Below are 18556 nucleotides of genomic sequence, written 5' to 3' on the forward strand. Positions count from 1 at the left end.
TGCCTTACCTCTCGTTCGTGAACACGATCGTGCCGCTTGCGGCGAACATGCCGCCGACGCCGTGGCACACCGAAATCTTCGCGTTCGGCACCTGCGCAGGCGCGATGCCGCGCATCTGGCGCACGCTCTCCTGGAGCGCGTACATGCCGTACATGCCGGAATGCATGTAGCTCAATCCACCGCCATTGGTGTTGAGCGGCAGCTTAGCCCCGGGCCGTGTGTTGCCGTCTGCGATGAACCTGCCGGTCTCCTCATGTGGCATGAAGCCGAGATCGCCGAGGCCGAACAGCGGCAGATGTGCAAAGGCGTCGTAGATCATCAAATGATCGACGTCCTTGTGGGCGATGCCGGCCTCCTTGAATGCGAGAGGGCCGGCGGTCTTGAAGGCACGCGAGGAGTTGAAGGTCTCCATCTGGCTGACCATCGGTGTCTCCACGCTCTCGCCGGTGCCCATGATGTAGACCGGCTTTCGCGGAAAATCCCTGGCGCGGTCAGCCGAGGTCAGGATCAGCGCGCCGCCGCCGTCGGTGACGAGGCAGCACTGCAGCAGGCGGAACGGATAGGCGATCATGCGCGAGTTGAGGACGTCGGCGACCGTGATCGGGTCCTTCATCATCGCCCGCGGATTCTTCGCCGCCCATTCCCGCTGTACCACCGCCACCGAGGCAAGCTGCTCATGCGTGATGCCGTAGGTCTTCATGAAGCGCAGCACGGGAATCGGAAACATGCTGGGCGGCCCGTAGACGCCGAACGGCGCCTCGAACTGGCCTTGCAGGCTGTCGGCGGGGATCGAGCGCGGCGCCTTGCCGATCATCGACTTGCCGCTCTCGGCGTGGGTGATCAGCACGGTCTTGCACAGGCCGGCCTCGATCGCGGCGGCAGCATGGCGGACGTGCAGCATGAACGAGCAGCCGCCGACCGAGGTGCCGTCCACCCAGGTCGGCTTGATGCCGAGATAGTGGCAGACCTGCTGCGGCGTTTCGACTGCGGTGGCAAAGCCGTCGATGTCGGACAGCTTCAGCCCGGCATCGGCAATGGCATTGAGCGCCGCATCCGCGTGAAGCTGGAGCTGCGAGGCGTTGGGGATGACACCGAGCTCGGTGGTCTCGGCCGCGCCGACGACGGCAACCTGGTTGCTGCGCATGGTCTATCCCTTCGCCGGACGAAACACGGGGAGGGTGATCTTGTCGTCGAGTGCCTCGAAGGCGACCTCGAGCTGCATGTCGAGCTCGAGCGTTTCGGGGGTCTGCGGGCAGTCGATGATGTTGCTCATCATCCGCGGCCCCTCGGCAAGCTCGACCACGGCGATCGCGTAAGGCGGGGTGAAACCAGGTGCGGCGGGACGGTGGTTGATCACGTAGCTGTAGAGGAAGCCCTTGCCGCTCGCCTTGAAGATGCTGACCTTGCGCGAGGCGCAGGACGGGCAGAACGGGCGCGGCGGGAAGTAGACATGGGCGCAGGCGTCACAGCGCTGCAGGCGCAGCTCGCCCGCTTTCGTGCCGTCCCAGAAATGCTGGGTCTCCGGCGTCGGTTTCGGTCGTGCGCGCTGCGGTTCGGCCATGTCGGCAAGTCCTCCCAAGGTTCAGGCTGCGAGGCCCGCCTGTTGCGATCTTGATGCGACAATTGACTATGGCGCGTCAACGGTCCAGCAACGCGCATGCATGCCATCATGCGCACAATGCTTGTGTCGAACTAAGGCAGCGCTATAGATTGCGCGCGAAATATTCCGTGAGACAGACATGCCCGATTTTCCGACACTGGCGAAGCTTGCCGAAGACCTCGAAAGCGGCCGCACCACCTCCCGCAAGCTGGTCGAGGCGTGCCTCGCCAGGATCGCCGATCCCGCCGGCGAGGGGCAACGAACCTTCCTCCATGTCGACAAGGAGGCCGCGCTCGCCGCTGCGGACGCGATGGATGGTCTGCGCAAGGTCAAGGCCGCGCCGTCGCGCTATGCCGGTATCCCGATCTCGATCAAGGATCTCTTCGACATCAAGGGCCAGGTGACGCGCGCCGGCTCCCGCGCGCTCGACGATTCCCAGCCGGCCGAACAGGACGCGGTAACGGTGGCGCGGCTGCGCAAGGCCGGCTTCGTCGTGATCGGACGCACCAACATGACCGAGTTCGCCTATTCCGGCATCGGCATCAATCCGCACTACGGCACACCCAAGGGCGCCTGGAACCGGGCCGAAGGCCATGTGCCCGGCGGCTCGTCCTCGGGCGCCGCCGTCTCCGTGCTCGACGGCATGGCGCATGGCGCGCTCGGCACCGATACCGGCGGCTCCTGCCGGATTCCAGCGGCCTATAACGGCCTCGTTGGCTACAAGCCGACGCAGCGCCGCGTCCCGCTCGACGGCTCCGTGCCGCTGTCGTTCTCGCTCGACAGCATTGGGCCCTTGGCGCGATCGGTCAGTTGCTGTGCCGTACTCGACGCCGTGCTCGCGAACGAGCCGATCGTTTCGCTGACGCCGCGGCCGGTCCAGGGCATGCGACTGGCGGTGCCGACCGCGATCGCGCTCGACGATCTCGACGCTGAAGTTGCCGAGACGTTCGAGCGCGCGCTGAAGGCGCTGTCCGACCACGGCGCCATCATCGAGCGCATCGAGATGGCGGAATTCCACGACATCGGTCCGATGAACGCCAAGGGCGGCTTTGCGGCGTCCGAAAGCTACGCCTGGCATCGCTACCTGCTCACCGCCAAGGGCGACGTCTACGACCCCCGCGTCTCCGTGCGCATCCTGCGCGGCGAGGCGCAGAGCGCGGCGGACTACATCGATCTTCTCAACGAGCGCCGCTCGCTGATCGCCCGCGTCAACGCGCGGATTGCGCCCTATGATGCACTGGTGCTGCCGACGACGCCGAACACACCGCCGAAAATCGCCGACCTTGCCGACGACAAGGCATTCACGCGCGAGAACATCCGCGCCTTGCGCAATTGCAGCCTGATCAACCTGATCGACGGCTGCGCCATCTCACTGCCCGCACATCGCCAGGGCGACATTCCCGTCGGTCTGATGCTGGCGGGTAGCGGCGGATCCGACCGCCGTATCTTTGAACTTGCTGCCGGCATGGAGGCCGTAATTCGTGTTTGACCTGACTTTCACCGTCGACGCCCAGGACACCACCACGCCGCTGACCTTGGCGATCGACCAGATGGTCATCGCCGGCTGGACGGGCCGCGATCCCGTCGCGCGCGACAAGCACATCGCCGAGCTGCAGGAGATGGGCATCGCCCCGCCGGCCTCGACGCCGATCTACTACCGTGCCTCGGCGCGGCGGCTGACGCAGGAAGACAGCATCGAATGCACCGGCGGCGATTCCTCCGGCGAGGTCGAGTTCGTGCTGATCGCCTGGCAGGGCCGCATCTTCGTCGGCTGCGGCTCCGACCACACCGACCGCAAGGTCGAGGCCTACAACGTCACCGTGTCCAAGCAGATGTGTGACAAGCCGATCGCATCCACGCTGTGGGAGCTCGAGGACGTCATCGGCCACTGGGACAAGATGATCCTGCGCTCCTACGCCACGATCAAGGGCGAGCGCGTGCTCTACCAGGAGGGCACGCTGGACGCGATGCTGCCGGTCGCCGACCTGATCGCGCGCGGTTTCGAGGGTGGGAAGCTGCCCGACGGCTGCGCCATGTTCGGCGGCACGTTTGCGGCCAAAGGCGGCATCCGCCCGGCGGACCGCTTTGATTTCGAGCTGGAAGACCCCGTGCTGAAGCGCACGATCAAGCACGGGTATGATGTGGTGACGCTGCCGGTGAGAGGCTGAGGCGCTTCCGCCGTCACTGCGAGCGCAGCTCTCTCCGCGTCATTGCGAGGAGCCCTTGCGACGAAGCAATCCAGTCCGGTTCCGCGGTGGGATTCTGGATTGCTTCGCAGAGCCTGTCATCGGGCCGCGCTTCGCGCGGACCCGGTGGCTCGCAATGAGGCGGAGATAGTTATCGGAAATCGGGTGGCGGGGTGAACGTCTGAGTGCAAAGGTGATTGCTATGACAATGACCGCGCGAAAATCAGCCCAATCCTCCGCTCCCGACCTCACCACCCGCGTCGATACCCTCGACTGGCCTCAAATCACCGCCGAGCTCGACACCCAGGGCTGCGCCGTCCTGAAGAACCTGCTGACGCCGGACCAATGCCGCGCCCTCGCCGCGCTCTATCCCGACGACACGCACTTCCGCAGCCGCATCGTCATGGGCCGCCACGGCTTTGGCCGTGGCGAGTACAAATATTTCTCCTATCCGTTGCCCGATCTGATCGCGCAGTTGCGCCCGGCGCTTTACGTGCACCTGCAAGCCGTCGCCAATCGGTGGAACGAGGCGATGGGGATCGACATCCGCTATCCCGCCGCGCATGCCGCGTTCCTCAAACGCTGCCATGAGGCAGGTCAGGCGCGGCCGACGCCGCTGCTGCTGCAATATGAGGCGGGCGACTACAATTGCCTGCATCAGGACCTCTATGGCGAGCATGTGTTCCCGCTGCAGGTCGCGATCCTGCTCTCCGAGCCCGGCCGCGATTTCACGGGCGGCGAGTTCGTGCTGACCGAACAGCGCCCGCGCATGCAGTCGCGTGCCGAGGTCGTGCCGCTGTCGCAGGGCGACGCGGTCGCCTTTGCTGTGCATCACCGACCGGTGCAGGGGACACGGGGGACCTATCGGGTTAATCTCCGCCACGGCGTCAGCCGTGTCAGGTCCGGTCAGCGCCACACGCTGGGTGTGATCTTCCATGATGCCAAATGAGCGCTGCGATTGACGGGTGATCTGTTCGACATTGTCGCCGAGGCGCAGCCGTCGCGCGAGGAGATCGCCGATGGCGCGGTGCTGCTGCGCGGCTTCGTCAAGGCAATCGAGAGCGAGCTGATCGAAGCGGTGCGCGCGATCGTGGCGCAATCGCCGTTCCGGCGGATGACCACGCCAGGCGGGCATCTGATGTCGGTGGCGATGACCAATTGCGGCGAGCGCGGCTGGATCACCAATCATACCGGCTATCGCTACGATCCGATCGATCCGCGAACCGGCGCGCCGTGGCCCGCGATGCCGCCGGTGCTCCGCAACCTGGCCCGCCGCGCGGCGGAGCAGGGCGGTTTTGCCGGCTTCGCGCCCGATGCCTGCCTCGTCAACCGCTACGAGCCCGGCACGCGGCTGTCGCTGCACCAGGACAAGGACGAGCTGGATTATTCGGCGCCGATCGTCTCGGTCTCGCTCGGGCTGCCCGCGACCTTCTTGTTCGGTGGTCTGGCGCGCAGCGACAAGCCGCGCCGTTTTCGGCTCGTCCATGGCGACGTCGTGGTCTGGGGCGGTCCGAGCCGACTTGCCTACCACGGCGTCGCGCCGCTCGCCGACGGCGAGCATGCGCTGCTGGGACGGAAGCGGATCAATTTGACGTTCCGCAGGACGCGCTGAAGTTCAAGGCTTCGGCGGGTGAATGAACGCCCACGGGCTGACTTCCGAATCCCGCGTCACCTCCACCGAAATCAGATACGGCTCGCCATGCGCGAGCGCCTTCTCCATCGCGGCCTTGAACTGATCCGGCGCGGTCACGCGCGCAGCCGCAACGCCAAAGGATTCTGCCAGCTCGACGAAATCCGGATTGACCAGATCGGATGCCACCACGCGGCCGTCAAAGCGCTCGCGCTGGTCGCGGCGGACGTTGCCATAGGCGTTGTTGTTGAACACCAGCGTCACCACGCCGATGTTGAACTGCACGGCGGTGGCAAGCTCCTGCACGCCGAACATGAAGCCGCCGTCGCCGGTGATCGCGACGACCGGCTTGTCGGGATTCGCCACCTTGGCGCCGAGCGCGGTCGGAAAGCCCGAGCCGAGGGTGCCCTGATAGCCTGAGGTGATGAAGGTGCGCGGCTCATAGACCGGAAAGCCGTACCAGGAGGCGAAGCCGAACTGCGACAGCTCGTCCGTCACAATCGCGTTCGCCGGCAGCACCTCGCGCAAGATAGTGAGATAGGCCATCTGCGGCTGGATGCGCTGGATCTCGGCTTGCGCCGTCGCGGCGGCCTCGCGGATGTCGCCGCGCCGGCCACTCGTCCTCGCATAGCCGGCCTTCGTCACGGCTGTGACGAACTCGGCGGTGCCGGCCTTGGCGTCGGCGACGATGGCGACATCTGAGGCGAGCCGGCGCATTTCGGCCGGGTCGATATCGATACGAATGGATTTCAGCCCCTTCGGCTGATACGGCCAGCGGAACCCCGATGCCGGCAGCTCCGCGCGCGTGCCGATTGCGATCATCAAATCGGTGTTCGGCCACAGCTTGTACGCCGCGGCCATGGTCAGCCCGAGCTCGTGCCGGTTGGAGACGATGCCGCGGCCACTGCGGAACGCGACCACGGGCGCGTCGATCATCTCGGCGAGTTCGAGGATCTCCTCGCGTGCCTCGATCGCCCCGCTGCCGACGAAGATCATCGGCGCCTTGCTGGTCCTGATCAGCGCGGCGGCCTGCTTGATCATGTCAGGATCGGGCCTCGGCGCGGGCAGTGGCTCCAGCACCTGCGCCGCCGCCGTGTCGGCGCGCTGGGTGAAGATGTCCCAGGGCATCTCGACCGAGGCAGGGCCCCGTCGTCCGGACATCATCTCCTGGAAGGCGCGCGCGACGGTGGTCGGCGCGTTGCCGGGATATTCGATGCGGTCGGCCCATTTCACATAGGTGCGCAAGGTCGCAAGCTGGTCCGGCATCTCGTGCAGATGGCCGCGGCCCTTGCCGAGAAACTGCGTCGGCACCTGGCCGGTGACGCACAGCACCGGCTCGTTGCAGCCGAAGGCGGTGAGCAGCGCCGCGCTGGCATTGAGCACCCCGGGGCCGGGCACCACGCTGAACACGCCGGGCCTGCCGCTGGACCGCGCATAGCCGAACGCCATGTAGCCGCAGGCCTGCTCGTGCCGCGCGCCGATCACCTTGAGCTGGGCCTGGTGGAAGGCGTCGAACAGGCCGTAGACCTGCGCGCCGGGCAGGCCGAACACGGTGTCGACGCCGTGGGCGACAAGGCCGCTTACGATCGCTTCGCCGCCGGTGAGCGTGGTCATTGCACTATTCCACTTCCATTGTTGTCTCAGGCTTCGTCGACGACACCGTTGCGCAAGCGCCCGATGCCCTCGGCCTCGACCTCGATAATATCGCCGGGCTTCAGATAGCGCGGTGGATCGAACCGCGCACCGGCGCCGGTCGGCGTGCCCGTGACGATGATGTCGCCGGGGACCAGTGTTGCGAAGGTCGAGATATAGCTGATGAGAGTGCGGAACGGGAACATCAGTCGGCTGGTGCGGTCGTCCTGCCTGAGTTCGCCGTTGACATGCGTGGTGAGGCGGATGTCGGCGATCTGCGATTCTTGCGTATAAGGCACGAGCCAAGGTCCGAGGCTGCCGCTGGAATCGAAGTTCTTGCCCTGCGTCACGTTGAATTTGGCGTGGCGCAGCCAGTCGCGCACCGAGCCCTCGTTGCAGAGCGTCAGCGCAGCGATGTGGTCGAGCGCGGCGCTCTCTGCAATGTGGCGGCCGGACTTGCCGATCACCAGCACGATCTCGCCCTCATAGTCGAGCTGCGCGGAGGCGCGCGGGCGAACCAGTGGCGTGTCGTGGCCGACGAAGGAGCGCGGCGAGCGCATGAACATGCTCGGATATTTCGGCGCGTCCTCGCCATCCTTGTACTCGGCGTTGCGGTCGGGATAGTTGACGCCGATGCAGATGATCTTTTCCGGCGCGGGCACCGATGGCAGCCAGGTGACGCCACCAAGCGCATGATCCGGCTTGCGGCCGGCGGCTTCCTCGGCAAGGTTTACGAGTTGTCCGGCCGCGATCACTTCGCGCAACGTCGGATAGTTCTTGGCGTGGTGCGGGGAGAGATCGACGATGCCGCCCTCCAGGACGGCGCCGTAGCGAGTCTCACCCTTGACGGAATAGGTGGCGAGGCGAGGGAGCTTCATCGCTTAATCCGCCACCAGCACGTCGGCCACGAATTTCGGCTCGCGCACGGTCTGCCCCGCGAAGGGCGAGCCCTGCTCGAACCATGAGCGCGGGGCAGGTGCGCCCCACAGCGTCTGGCGGCGCGGATCGCGCAGCGACCAGCGCAGCGGCTCGTGGTCGTGATCGCCGGTAAAATAGTCGCTGGTGTAGAGCTCCAGGCGGTGTCCATCGGGATCGCGGACGTAGAGGAAGAATGCGTTCGAGATGCCGTGGCGCCCGGGGCCGCGCTCGATGTTCTTCACGAATCCTTGCGAAGCCATCACGTCGCAGAGATGGATGATGTTCATCGCGGTCGGCGTCCAGTAGGCGAAGTGGTGCAGGCGCGGGCCCTTGCCGTTGGTGATCGCAAAATCGTGGACATTGCCCTTGCGTTGCATCCAGGCTGCGGCGATGCGGCCGTTCGGTCCGTCCTCTTCGGCATATTCGGTGAGACGAAAGCCGAGCCGCGCGTAGAACTCCACGGTGTCCTGCACCTCGGCGGCGAACACGTTGAAATGATCGAGCCGCTGCGGGTGGCAACCCCTGTAGAGATCATAGCGGCGGAGCAGGTGCGGCCGCCGGTCCATCGCGGCGTAGAGCTCGATCTGGAAGCCGAAGGGATCGGTGAACTGCAGCGTGCGGCCCTGGAACGGCTGGTCGACGAAAGCATAGGAAAGGCCGCTCTCGGAAAGAAACGCGGCCGCCTTGTCGAGATCCCCGTCGTTGCCGACCTTGAAGCCGAGCCTGTTACAGGCGGGCGCGGCAGCTTTCCGCAGCACCAGCGAGTGATGCTGGTGCTCCTCGGCGGCGCGCAGGTACACGACCTTGTCGTCGGCGTCCTCGACATGCAGGCCGACGGTGGTCTCATAAAACTCGCGGCTGAGCTTCAGGTCGGTCACATCGAGCACGACGTGGCTGGAGCGGATGATGTTGAAGGGCGGCTCGAAGATGTGTTGCGGTACGGGCATGGTGTTTCCCCTCGGAAGGCCCCCGTCATTCCGGGGCGGTCCGTTCGGACCGAACCCGGAATCTTGAGGTTCCGGGTTCTCCGGGCCGCGCTTGCGCGGTCCCGTTGCCCCGGAACGACGGTGGTTCTAAATCCCCAGTTTCTGAATCTTGTGCGTGCCCCGCGCCAGCGAGACGTGCTTGGTTTCCATGTAGAAGTCGAACGAATAGTCGCCGCCGTCGCGGCCGATGCCGGAGGCCTTCATGCCGCCGAACGGCGTCGGCAGATGGCGGACGTTCTCCGAGTTCAGCCAGATCATGCCGGCCTCCAGCGCGTCGGCGACGCGTAAGCTCCGGCCGACGTCGTTGGTCCAGACATAGCCGGTGAGGCCATAGCGGATGTCGTTGGCGATCTCGATCGCCTCCGCTTCGTCTTTAAAGGGCAGCACGGTGAGGAAGGGGCCGAACACCTCCTCCTGCGCCACGCGCATCTTGCCATGCGCGCCGGTCACCAGCGTCGGCTCGACATAGTGGCCGCCGCCGGGGCCGTCATAGGCCTTGCCGCCCACCGCGATCGTCGCGCCGTCCTGGCGGGCAACGTCGAAATAGGAGCAGACCTTTGCGAGGTGCCGCTCATGGATCAGCGGCCCGATTTCGGTTGCGGGATCGAGGGGATGGCCGACCTTCAGCGCCTTCACGCGTGCGGTCAGCTTCTCCACGAATTTTTCCGCGATGCCTTGCTGAATCAGCAGGCGGCTGGAGGAGGTGCAGCGCTCGCCATTGAGCGAGTAGATCATGAAGACGACGGCATCGAGCGCGCGGTCGAGATCGGCATCGTCGAACACGATCACCGGGTTCTTGCCGCCAAGCTCGAAATGCACGCGCTTCAACGTGGGCGCGCCCTGGATCATGATCGCCGATCCCGTCGCACTCTCGCCGACGAAGCCGATCGCCTCGATCGCGGGATGTTCGGTCAGCGCCTTGCCCGCCTCTTCACCGAAGCCGTGCACGGTGTTGAGCACGCCGTCGGGCACACCGGCTTCCTTGACGAGCCTTGCCAGAACGGCGGCGGTCACCGGCGACCATTCGGCCGGCTTGTGCACGACGGTGCAGCCTGCGGCGAGGGCAGGGGCGATCTTCCAGGTCGAGAGCATGAAGGGCGTATTCCACGGCGTGATCACGCCGACGGGGCCGATCGGCACGCGGGTCGAGACGTTCCAGTGCTCGTCGCTCGGCGTGTTCTGGCCGTCGCGGGCTTCCGCGCATTTGTCGGCGAAGAAGCGGAAATTCTCGGCGGCGCGGATCGCGGCCTTGGCCATAAAGCGATAGGCCTGACCGGTATCGACGCATTCGAGCACGGCGATGTCGTCGGCGTTGTCTTCGATGGCGTCGGCGACCCGGTGCAGCAGCTTCTTCCGCATCGCCGGTCCCATATCGCGCCAGGACTTGAAGGCGAGGGCAGCGGCAGTGGCTGCACGGTCGATATCCTCGGCACTGCCGCGGGCAACGCTCGCCAGCACAGCGCCATCGACCGGCGACTTGGTCTCGAAGGTCTCGCCGGAGATCGAGGCGACGATCTTGCCGTCGATCATGTGGCCGATGCCGTCGGCGCGCAGCTGCTTCAGCAGCGGCGCGACGCGGTCGCGGTTGGCCTGGAACAGATCGGCTTTCGGCGTGGGCTTATCCATGGGCAGCTTCCACTTTCAATGCGTCGTGGATGTTGTTGCGTTTCCAGCTGGTGTCCTTGTCGTTGATCTGCATGTCGAACGACAGGGCGAACTTGCTGGCGGCGAAGACGGGATCGAGATGTTTTGAAAGCGCCTGGAAGATGTGCTCGCCGGCTTTCTGGCGCGTGGGAAGGTCACGGCCCTCGCCGATGCGCAGCACCATGTCGAGAAAGCCGTAATCCTGCCTGTTATCGGCGATCGCGTAGTGCTCACATTTGATCGCGCGGACGCGGATGCCGCCGAGCGGGAAGATGCCGGTCTCGACCGCCGCCTTGCGCACCACCTCGCACAACAGGCCCATGTCGAGACGGCCATCGAGATTGGCCGAATATTCGATGGTGAAATGCGGCATCGCGGTTTCACTCCCTGTCTTCTTGTCCGCCTAGGCGAAGTAGCAGCTCACCGAGCCGTAGGCGCCATAGTCGGCTTGAATTGTGTCGCCCTTGCGGGTCTCGATCGGACGGATGAAGGACCCCGCGAGCACGACCTGTCCGGGCTCCAGCGCAAGCCCGTGCGGCGCGATCTTGTTGGCGAGCCAGGCGACAGCGGTCGCGGGATGATTGAGCACGCCGGCGGCGAGGCCCGTTTCTTCCAACTGGCCGTTCCTGAAACAGAGCGCGCCGATCCAACGCAGGTCCGCGTCGAGCGGACGGATCGGCCGCCCGCCAAGAACGATGCCGGCATTCGCGGCGTTGTCGGCGATGGTGTCGAAGATCTTTCGCGTCGCCTTGGTTTCGGGATCGACGCGCTCGATCCGCGTATCCAGAATCTCCAGCGCCGGCACCACGAAGTCGGTGGCGTTGAGGACGTCGAACAGGGTGCAATCAGGCCCGGAGAGCCGCTTGCTCATGACGAAGGCGAGCTCGGCCTCCACACGTGTCGCGATGAAGCGCCCGGTCGGGACGAGGCCGCCATCGGCAAAGAACATGTCTTCGAGCAGCACGCCGGAATCCGGTTCGTCGATATCAAGCGCGCTCTGCATCGCCTTCGAGGTCAGGCCGATCTTGTGACCTTTGACGATGCGCCCCTCGGCGATCTTGACGTCGACCCAGGCCTTCTGAATCGCGTAGGCATCGGCGATGGTGATGTCAGGGAAATCCTGCGAGAGCTGCCGGATCTGCACGCGGGTCTTCTCCGCCTCGTGCAGACGCCTTGCGCAAGCTCGGATATCGTCGTTGGAAAGCGCCATTTGATATCTTGCAAATCGTGGTGCCAGGGAGATACTTAACATGTTAAGTGAATGCGTCAATCACAATTCGGGCTTGCTGCACTGCAAACGTTTTGGGGTCTGAAGGCATCATGACGAAGAGACCGGCTGATCCCGCGAACGGAGGCGAGCCCGCCGCACGGCAGGTGCCGATGCGCGACTTCTCGCGCTCGCTGCCGATGTCCCTGCTGCGGGCACGCGAGGCGGTGATGCGGCAGTTTCGCCCCTCGCTGCGTGAGCACGGATTGACCGAGCAGCAATGGCGCATCCTTCGTGCGCTGGCGGCCATCGAGGCGGCCGAGGTCACGGAACTCGCGCGCACGGCGTTTCTGCTCGGCCCGAGCCTGTCCCGCATCTTGCGCGATCTCGAGGCGCGCAACCTGATCGAGCGCAAGACCGCCAAGGCGGACCAGCGCCGCAGCATGGTCTCGATCTCGAAAGAGGGCGTGAAGCTGATGGCCTCCGTGGCGCCGACGTCGGAAGCGATCTACGCGGAGATCACGCGACGCTTTGGCGCACGCAAGCTCGCCGAACTGCAGGAGATGCTCGGCGAGCTCGAAAAGAGTCTCGCCGAACTTGGCGTCTCCGCCGAGGCAATAGCCGAGGAGTGAACCCAGATATGCGGGGGCGCGCGGCGAGAGCGATGGACATGGCCGCGTTTTTTCGCTCAAAGTGCCCCTAAGCCGACCCGCCCAAAATCGGCACCGGTAGTCAGGGTCGCCCTGTCGCAGCGCTCGTCATGGTGACGACCGTCGAAACAATGAAGAAGGAAGGCAACGTGGCGAACAAAGTCAAAGAAATCTGGAAGTCGGGCAAGGCCGTGGTCAACGCGTGGCTCGCGATTCCCTCCGGCTTCTCGGCCGAGATGATCGCGCAATGCGGCTTCGACAGCGTCACGGTCGACATGCAGCACGGCGTGCAGGACTATCTGTCGATGGTGCAGTGCTTCCAGGCGATGGACAAGCATCCGATCACGCCGATGGTCCGCGTGCCCTGGAACGAGCCGGGCATCATCGGCAAGGTGCTCGACGGCGGCGCCTATGGCGTGATCTGCCCGATGGTCAACACGCCGCAGGAAGCCAGGAACCTCGTCTCCTATTCCAAGTACCCGCCGAAGGGCGTGCGCTCCAACGGCCCGATCCGCGCCGGCATGTACGGCACCGCGGGCTCCTACCAGAAGACGGCCAACGACGACATCGTTCTGCTGCCGATGATGGAGACGAAGACCGCGGTCGAGAACATGGAAGCGATCTTCGACGTCGAGGGCATCGACGGCGTCTATATCGGCCCGTCCGATCTCGGCTTCTCCTACGGCCTCGAGCCGAAGCTCGATCGCACCGAGCCCGAGATCCTCGCGATCTATGAGAAGATCATCAAGGAATGCGGCAAGCGCGGCCTCAACCCGGGCATCCATTGCAGCGGCGCGGAGGGCGCGGCGCGTGCCATCAACATGGGCTTCAAGCTCGTCACACTGTCGAACGAGGTCGGCCTGATGACCACCTACGCCAAGATGCAGGTGAATGCGACCCGCAAGGATGCTGGCGGCAAGGCCTGATCTCGTGTCCCGGACGCGGTGCGGCACGCAGTGCCGCTCCGCAGAGCCGGGACCCAGTAACTAACATTACGGATGGGCCCCGGATCTGCAGCGCACCGCTTCACGCTGCGCAGCGTCCGGGGCACGATACTTTGAAGACCCAAGGAGACCACCCATGACCATCAGTCCCGTCATCCGCCTGCATCCCGATGATGGCGTGCTGATCGCGCGCGCGAGCCTGCCGCCGGGAACAGTGGTGGCCGACGGCGTGACCACGGTCGAGCGCATTCCTTCCGGCCACAAGGTCGCGATCAAGCCGATCGCGGTCGGCGAAGCTGTGAAGCGCTACGGCCAGATCATCGGCTTTGCGACGGTGCCGATCGCGCCGGGCCAGCACGTGCACACGCAGAATTGCGGCATGGGCGATTTCGCCAAGGACTATGCCTATTGCGCCGACGTCAAGCCGACGCCGAACTTCGACCTGCCGGCGACCTTCGAGGGCATCCGTCGCCCGGACGGCCGCGTCGCGACGCGCAACTATATCGGCATCCTCACCTCGGTGAATTGCAGCGCCCATGTCGCGAGCCTGGTCGCCGACGTCTTCAAGAAGAATCCCTTCACCGGCGACAATCCGCTGGCCGATTTCCCCAACGTCGACGGCGTGGTCGCGCTGACCCACAAGACCGGCTGCGGCATGACGCAGAACGAGCCGTTGGCGCTGCTCCGCCGCACGCTCGGCGGCTACGCGCGGCACGTCAATTTCTCCCACGTCATCGTGCTCGGCCTCGGCTGCGAGGTGAACCAGATCGGCGGCCTGATGGAAGAGCAGAAGCTCGCGGGCCGGCTGCGCGCGATGGACATCCAGGAGGTCGGCGGCACCCGCAAGACGGTGGAGGCAGGCATTGCCTTCGTGCGCGAGGCGCTCGCGGATTCCAACAAGGTCAAGCGCGAGTCCGTGCCGGTAAGCGAACTCACCGTGGCGCTGCAATGCGGCGGCTCGGACGGCTATTCCGGCGTCTCGGCCAATCCGGCGCTTGGCGTGGCCAGCGATCTCGTCGTGCGTCACGGCGGCACCGTCATCCTGTCGGAGACGCCGGAGACGTACGGCGCCGAGCATCTGCTGACGCGCCGCGCCGTCAGCCGCGAAGTCGGCGAGAAGCTGGTCGATCTCATGCGCTGGTGGGATGAGTACACCGAGCGTGAAGGCGCCGAAATGAACGCCAATCCGAGCCCCGGCAACAAGGCCGGCGGCCTCACCACCATTCTGGAGAAATCGCTCGGCGCGATGGCCAAGGCCGGCACCACCAATCTCGTTGATGTCCTGCGTTACGCCGAGCCGGTGACCAAGCGTGGCTTCGTATTCATGGACACGCCCGGCTACGACCCGGTCGCTGCGACCGGTCAGGTCGCCGGCGGCGCCAACCTCGTCTGCTTCACTACCGGCCGCGGCAGCGTGTTCGGCTGCAAGCCGGCGCCCTCGATCAAGCTCGCCACCAACACGCCCATGTACAAGCGCATGGAAGAGGATATGGACGTCAATTGCGGCACCATCCTCGAAGGCGAGGAGAGCGTCGAGCAATGCGGCCAGCGCATCTTCGAGCTCATCCTGAAGACCGCCTCCGGCCAGCGGACCAAGAGTGAAAGTTTCGATTTCGGCGGCGCCGAGTTCGCACCCTGGGTGCTGGGCGCGACGATGTGAGATCTGCTGCCGTCATTCCGGGGCGATGCGAAGCATCGAACTCCGGTGCGCAATTGCGCACCTGAGGTCTGGTCCTTCGGACCATCCCGGAATGACGACATGTAAAACCCACCGCTTCTGCCGTAGGCAGCCTCTGCCCGTTGTTAATGCTTGATCGCGATCACCAGCGGTGTTCTGCTCAAAAAAGCTGCTGGAGCACCGCACCCCGTGTCGATCTACGTCGCATTACACCACGTCACGCATTACAAATACGACCGCCCGATCGATCTCGGCCCGCAGACCATCCGGCTGCGGCCGGCGCCGCATACGCGCACGCCGGTCCTGAGCTATTCGCTCAAGGTCACGCCATCAAACCATTTCGTGAACTGGCAGCAGGATCCGCTGGGCAATTGGGTGGCGCGTTACGTCTTCCCGGAGAAGACCACCGAGTTGAAGATCGAAGTCGACTTCACGGCGCAGATGACCGTGGTCAACCCGTTCGACTTCTTCGTCGAGCCCTATGCCGACAGCTTTCCGTTCGAGTATACCAAGGACCTGAAGACGGAGCTCGCACCTTATCTCGAGACCATCAAGGCCGATCGCCTGTTCGCGAAATTTCTCGACTCGATCCCTCATGAAGCGCCGAACACCGTCAACTTCCTGGTCGATCTCAATCGCGAGCTTCAGAAGCACGTCCGCTACATCATCCGCATGGAGCCCGGCGTGCAGACGCCGGAGGAGACGCTCTCCTCTGGCGCCGGCTCGTGCCGCGACTCCGCCTGGCTCCTGATCCAGACGCTGCGCCATCTCGGGCTCGCCGCCCGCTTCGTCTCCGGCTATTTGATCCAGATCCGTCCCGACATCGATCCGATCGAGGGACCGCCGGAAGTGGAGAACGATTTTACCGATCTGCACGCCTGGGCCGAGGTCTATCTGCCGGGTGCAGGCTGGATCGGATTCGACGCGACCTCCGGCATGCTCGCGGGCGAGGGGCACATCCCGGTCGCCGCCACGCCGCACTACCGCTCCGCGGCGCCGATCTCGGGCGGCGCCGGTTTTGCGGAAGTCGAGTTCGAGTTCGACATGAGCGTCAAGCGCATCCGCGAGGCGCCGCGCATCACAAAGCCGTTCTCGGACGAATCCTGGACGCGGCTCAACGATCTTGGCGAGCAGGTCGACCGGGATCTTGCGGCGCAGGACGTGCGTCTGACCATGGGCGGCGAGCCGACCTTCGTCTCCGTCGATGATCTCGAAGGAGCCGAGTGGAATACGGACGCCGTCGGTCCGACCAAGCGCGGGCTCGCCGACGATCTGATCCGCCGCCTGCGCGCGCGTTTCGGGCCGGGTGGCCTGCTGCATTTCGGTCAGGGCAAATGGTATCCCGGCGAGAGCCTGCCGCGCTGGGCGTTTGGCCTGTACTGGCGCAAGGACGGCGTGCCGATCTGGAAGAATGCCGACCTCATTGCCAGCATCGAAAATCCGCGGCCGGCGCAGGCCAAGGACGCCAAGGCGTTCGTGGAGGGCGCGGCGCTGCGGCTCGGGCTCGATCCCGGCTACATCATGCCGGCCTTTGAGGACACCGCGTACTGGCTTCAGAAGGAGGCCGAGCTTCCCGTCAACGTCGATCCGTCCGATTCCAAATTGTCCGATCCGGAGGCCCGCGCGCGGATGGCGCGGGTGTTCGAGCAGGGGCTCAACAACCCTCGCGGCTTCGTGCTGCCGGTGCAGCGCTGGAATGCGCCGCCGCGCTGGCGCAGCGAGCGCTGGCAGCTGCGGCGCAGTCATCTGTTCCTGATGCCGGGCGATTCGCCGCTCGGCCTGCGCTTGCCGCTCGATTCGCTCGGCTACGTCCCGCCCGACCAATATCCCTACATCGTCGAGCGGGATCCGATGGAGGCCCGCGGCAAGCTGCCGGTATTCAGCCTTCCGGCGCGTCCGGAATCGCCGGAGCGGCTCGAGCCCGAGCAACTCAACACCTCCGTCCCGGTCCGCACCGCGATGTCGGTCGAGGTCCGCGACGGCGTGCTCTGCGCCTTCATGCCGCCGGTCGAGCAAATCGAGGATTATCTCGAGATGATCGCGGCGCTCGAAGCGACCGCCGAGGAGATGCAGCTCCAGGTCCATGTCGAGGGCTACCCGCCGCCATTCGATCCGCGCGTCGACGTCATCAAGGTGACGCCAGACCCCGGCGTGATCGAGGTCAACGTCCAACCGGCAAGGAACTGGCGCGAGGCGGTCGACATCACCGCCGGGCTCTATGAGGACGCCGGCAAGACACGCCTCGGCGCCAACCGTTTTCTCGTCGACGGCCGCCACACCGGCACCGGCGGAGGCAATCATGTCGTGGTCGGCGGCTCCTCACCGCAGGACTCGCCATTCCTGCGGCGGCCCGATCTGCTCAAGAGCCTCGTGCTGTACTGGCAGCGCCATCCGGCGCTATCCTATTTCTTCTCCGGCCTGTTCATCGGGCCGACCAGCCAGGCGCCGCGGATCGACGAGGCCCGCCACGACAGCATCTACGAGCTCGAGGTCGCGCTCTCGCACGTGCCGCCGCCCGGCATCCAGGCGCCGCTATGGCTGGTGGACCGGCTGTTCCGGCATCTGCTCGTCGACATCACCGGCAACACTCACCGTGCCGAGATCTGCATCGACAAGCTCTATTCGCCCGACGGCACCACGGGGCGGCTCGGCCTGGTCGAATTCCGCGCGCTCGAAATGCCGCCGGATCCGCGCATGTCGCTGGCGCAGCAGCTGCTGATCCGCGCGCTGATCGCAAAATTCTGGCGCGAGCCGCAGCAGGGCAAGTTCGTGCGCTGGGGCACGGCGCTGCATGACCGCTACATGCTGCCGCATTTCATCTGGGAAGATTTTCAGGACGTGCTCTCGGAGCTGAAGAGCTCCGGTTATCCGTTCGAGACAGAATGGTATCTGGCGCAGCTCGAATTCCGCTTCCCCGCCTTCGGCCGCGTCCATCATGGCGGCGTGACGCTGGAGCTGCGCCAGGCGCTGGAGCCCTGGCACGTGCTGGGCGAGGAGGGCTCGGCCGGCGGGACCGTGCGCTATGTCGACAGTTCGGTCGAACGGCTCCAGGTCAAGGCGGAGGGTTTCGTCGAAGGCCGCCACATCGTCAGCTGCAACGGCCGCCGCCTGCCGATGACCTCCACGGGGCGCTCGGGCGAGGCCGTGGCCGGCGTCCGCTTCAAGGCCTGGCAGCCCGCCTCCGGCCTGCATCCGACCATCCCCGTTCACGCGCCCTTGACCTTCGACCTGATCGACACCTGGAACGGCCGCTCGCTCGGCGGCTTCGTCTACCACGTCGCCCATCCGGGCGGGCGCAGCTACGACACCAAGCCTGTCAACACGTATGAGGCCGAGGCGCGGCGGCTGGCGCGCTTCCAGGACCACGGCCACACGCCCGGCCCGATGCAGCCGCCGCCCGAGGAACGCACAAATGAGTTTCCGCTGACCCTCGACTTGCGCACTCCGGTCCTGCAATGAGTATGAGGGGTGGGCAGGGAGA

Annotated in this window: 16 protein-coding genes; 8 read left to right on the forward strand and 8 right to left on the reverse strand. The window is 65.4% G+C overall.

Translation table 11 applies throughout. The features are described from left to right. Positions 1–4 precede the first annotated feature (4 nt). Positions 5–1144 carry a thiolase C-terminal domain-containing protein gene (locus tag QSV46_RS09725; protein WP_314949724.1) on the reverse strand — a complete coding sequence of 380 codons (1140 nt, stop codon included), beginning with the start codon at positions 1142–1144 and terminating at the stop codon, positions 5–7. Between the two features lie 3 nt (positions 1145–1147). Further along, complete coding sequence (locus tag QSV46_RS09730) at positions 1148–1561, reverse strand: Zn-ribbon domain-containing OB-fold protein (RefSeq protein ID WP_314949726.1); 414 nt, start codon at positions 1559–1561, stop codon at positions 1148–1150. Between the two features lie 178 nt (positions 1562–1739). Here QSV46_RS09730 and QSV46_RS09735 point away from each other — a divergent pair, with 178 nt between their 5' ends. The 4 genes from QSV46_RS09735 (at position 1740) to alkB (ending at position 5398) form a co-directional block, all read left to right on the forward strand. Then, on the forward strand, positions 1740–3089 hold the full coding sequence (locus tag QSV46_RS09735) for an amidase (protein ID WP_314949727.1): 1350 nt from the start codon (positions 1740–1742) through the stop codon (positions 3087–3089). Beyond that, the gene (locus tag QSV46_RS09740; RefSeq protein WP_314949728.1) at positions 3082–3768 is read left to right on the forward strand and encodes a DUF2848 domain-containing protein; all 687 of its coding nucleotides are present in this window, start codon (positions 3082–3084) and stop codon (positions 3766–3768) included. Before QSV46_RS09735 ends, QSV46_RS09740 begins: the two co-directional genes overlap by 8 nt. Positions 3769–3988: 220 nt before the next feature. Beyond that, complete coding sequence (locus QSV46_RS09745; RefSeq protein WP_314949730.1) at positions 3989–4735, forward strand: 2OG-Fe(II) oxygenase; 747 nt, start codon at positions 3989–3991, stop codon at positions 4733–4735. Positions 4736–4744: 9 nt separating this feature from the next. Continuing rightward, positions 4745–5398 (forward strand): DNA oxidative demethylase AlkB, encoded by a 654-nt coding sequence (gene alkB, locus QSV46_RS09750; protein ID WP_314949731.1) that lies wholly within the window; start codon positions 4745–4747, stop codon positions 5396–5398. Between the two features lie 3 nt (positions 5399–5401). Here the strand turns inward: alkB and QSV46_RS09755 are convergent, their stop codons facing one another. The 6 genes from QSV46_RS09755 to hpaH all read right to left on the reverse strand — a co-directional run bounded on the left by QSV46_RS09755 (position 5402) and on the right by hpaH (position 11806). Next, complete coding sequence (locus tag QSV46_RS09755) at positions 5402–7030, reverse strand: thiamine pyrophosphate-dependent enzyme (protein WP_314949732.1); 1629 nt, start codon at positions 7028–7030, stop codon at positions 5402–5404. A 26-nt stretch (positions 7031–7056) separates the two neighbouring features. Next, positions 7057–7926, reverse strand: a complete 870-nt coding sequence (locus QSV46_RS09760) for a fumarylacetoacetate hydrolase family protein (RefSeq protein ID WP_314949734.1) — start codon at positions 7924–7926, stop codon at positions 7057–7059. Between the two features lie 3 nt (positions 7927–7929). Beyond that, entirely contained in the window at positions 7930–8913 is a 984-nt protein-coding gene (gene hpaD / locus QSV46_RS09765) for a 3,4-dihydroxyphenylacetate 2,3-dioxygenase (RefSeq protein ID WP_314949735.1), read from the reverse strand. A 126-nt stretch (positions 8914–9039) separates the two neighbouring features. After that, positions 9040–10578, reverse strand: coding sequence for a 5-carboxymethyl-2-hydroxymuconate semialdehyde dehydrogenase (gene hpaE / locus QSV46_RS09770; protein ID WP_314949736.1), 1539 nt, complete (start codon positions 10576–10578; stop codon positions 9040–9042). Beyond that, complete coding sequence (locus QSV46_RS09775) at positions 10571–10969, reverse strand: 5-carboxymethyl-2-hydroxymuconate Delta-isomerase (protein ID WP_314949737.1); 399 nt, start codon at positions 10967–10969, stop codon at positions 10571–10573. The genes hpaE and QSV46_RS09775 overlap by 8 nt, the downstream gene beginning before the upstream one ends. Positions 10970–10999: 30 nt before the next feature. Continuing rightward, positions 11000–11806, reverse strand: a complete 807-nt coding sequence (gene hpaH / locus QSV46_RS09780; RefSeq protein WP_314949739.1) for a 2-oxo-hept-4-ene-1,7-dioate hydratase — start codon at positions 11804–11806, stop codon at positions 11000–11002. A gap of 110 nt (positions 11807–11916) precedes the next feature. On the opposite strand from hpaH, the gene hpaR reads away from it, so the two are divergent. From hpaR to QSV46_RS09800, 4 genes are all read left to right on the forward strand, one after another. Beyond that, positions 11917–12435, forward strand: a complete 519-nt coding sequence (hpaR, locus tag QSV46_RS09785; RefSeq protein ID WP_314949741.1) for a homoprotocatechuate degradation operon regulator HpaR — start codon at positions 11917–11919, stop codon at positions 12433–12435. Positions 12436–12602: 167 nt separating this feature from the next. Continuing rightward, positions 12603–13379, forward strand: coding sequence for an HpcH/HpaI aldolase family protein (locus tag QSV46_RS09790; protein WP_314949743.1), 777 nt, complete (start codon positions 12603–12605; stop codon positions 13377–13379). 154 nt (positions 13380–13533) lie between these two features. Beyond that, a complete protein-coding gene (locus QSV46_RS09795; RefSeq protein WP_314949745.1) occupies positions 13534–15057 on the forward strand; it encodes an altronate dehydratase family protein in 1524 nt (507 codons plus the stop codon). A gap of 207 nt (positions 15058–15264) precedes the next feature. Continuing rightward, positions 15265–18534 (forward strand): transglutaminase family protein, encoded by a 3270-nt coding sequence (locus QSV46_RS09800; RefSeq protein WP_314949746.1) that lies wholly within the window; start codon positions 15265–15267, stop codon positions 18532–18534. Positions 18535–18556: the final 22 nt, after the last annotated feature.

The sequence above is a fragment of the Bradyrhizobium cosmicum genome, assembly GCF_032290525.1.
In the GTDB taxonomy this organism is placed as follows: domain Bacteria; phylum Pseudomonadota; class Alphaproteobacteria; order Rhizobiales; family Xanthobacteraceae; genus Bradyrhizobium; species Bradyrhizobium cosmicum_A.

Excerpts from the sequence above, each read along its gene's own strand:
- QSV46_RS09725 (WP_314949724.1), bottom strand. The coding sequence starts at position 1,144 with ATGCGCAGCAACCAGGTTGCCGTCGTCGGCGCGGCCGAGACCACCGAG.
- QSV46_RS09730 (WP_314949726.1), bottom strand. The coding sequence starts at position 1,561 with ATGGCCGAACCGCAGCGCGCACGACCGAAACCGACGCCGGAGACCCAG.
- QSV46_RS09735 (WP_314949727.1), top strand. The coding sequence starts at position 1,740 with ATGCCCGATTTTCCGACACTGGCGAAGCTTGCCGAAGACCTCGAAAGC.
- QSV46_RS09745 (WP_314949730.1), top strand. The coding sequence starts at position 3,989 with ATGACAATGACCGCGCGAAAATCAGCCCAATCCTCCGCTCCCGACCTC.
- QSV46_RS09755 (WP_314949732.1), bottom strand. The coding sequence starts at position 7,030 with ATGACCACGCTCACCGGCGGCGAAGCGATCGTAAGCGGCCTTGTCGCC.
- QSV46_RS09760 (WP_314949734.1), bottom strand. The coding sequence starts at position 7,926 with ATGAAGCTCCCTCGCCTCGCCACCTATTCCGTCAAGGGTGAGACTCGC.
- hpaD (WP_314949735.1), bottom strand. The coding sequence starts at position 8,913 with ATGCCCGTACCGCAACACATCTTCGAGCCGCCCTTCAACATCATCCGC.
- hpaE (WP_314949736.1), bottom strand. The coding sequence starts at position 10,578 with ATGGATAAGCCCACGCCGAAAGCCGATCTGTTCCAGGCCAACCGCGAC.
- QSV46_RS09775 (WP_314949737.1), bottom strand. The coding sequence starts at position 10,969 with ATGCCGCATTTCACCATCGAATATTCGGCCAATCTCGATGGCCGTCTC.
- hpaH (WP_314949739.1), bottom strand. The coding sequence starts at position 11,806 with ATGGCGCTTTCCAACGACGATATCCGAGCTTGCGCAAGGCGTCTGCAC.
- hpaR (WP_314949741.1), top strand. The coding sequence starts at position 11,917 with ATGACGAAGAGACCGGCTGATCCCGCGAACGGAGGCGAGCCCGCCGCA.
- QSV46_RS09795 (WP_314949745.1), top strand. The coding sequence starts at position 13,534 with ATGACCATCAGTCCCGTCATCCGCCTGCATCCCGATGATGGCGTGCTG.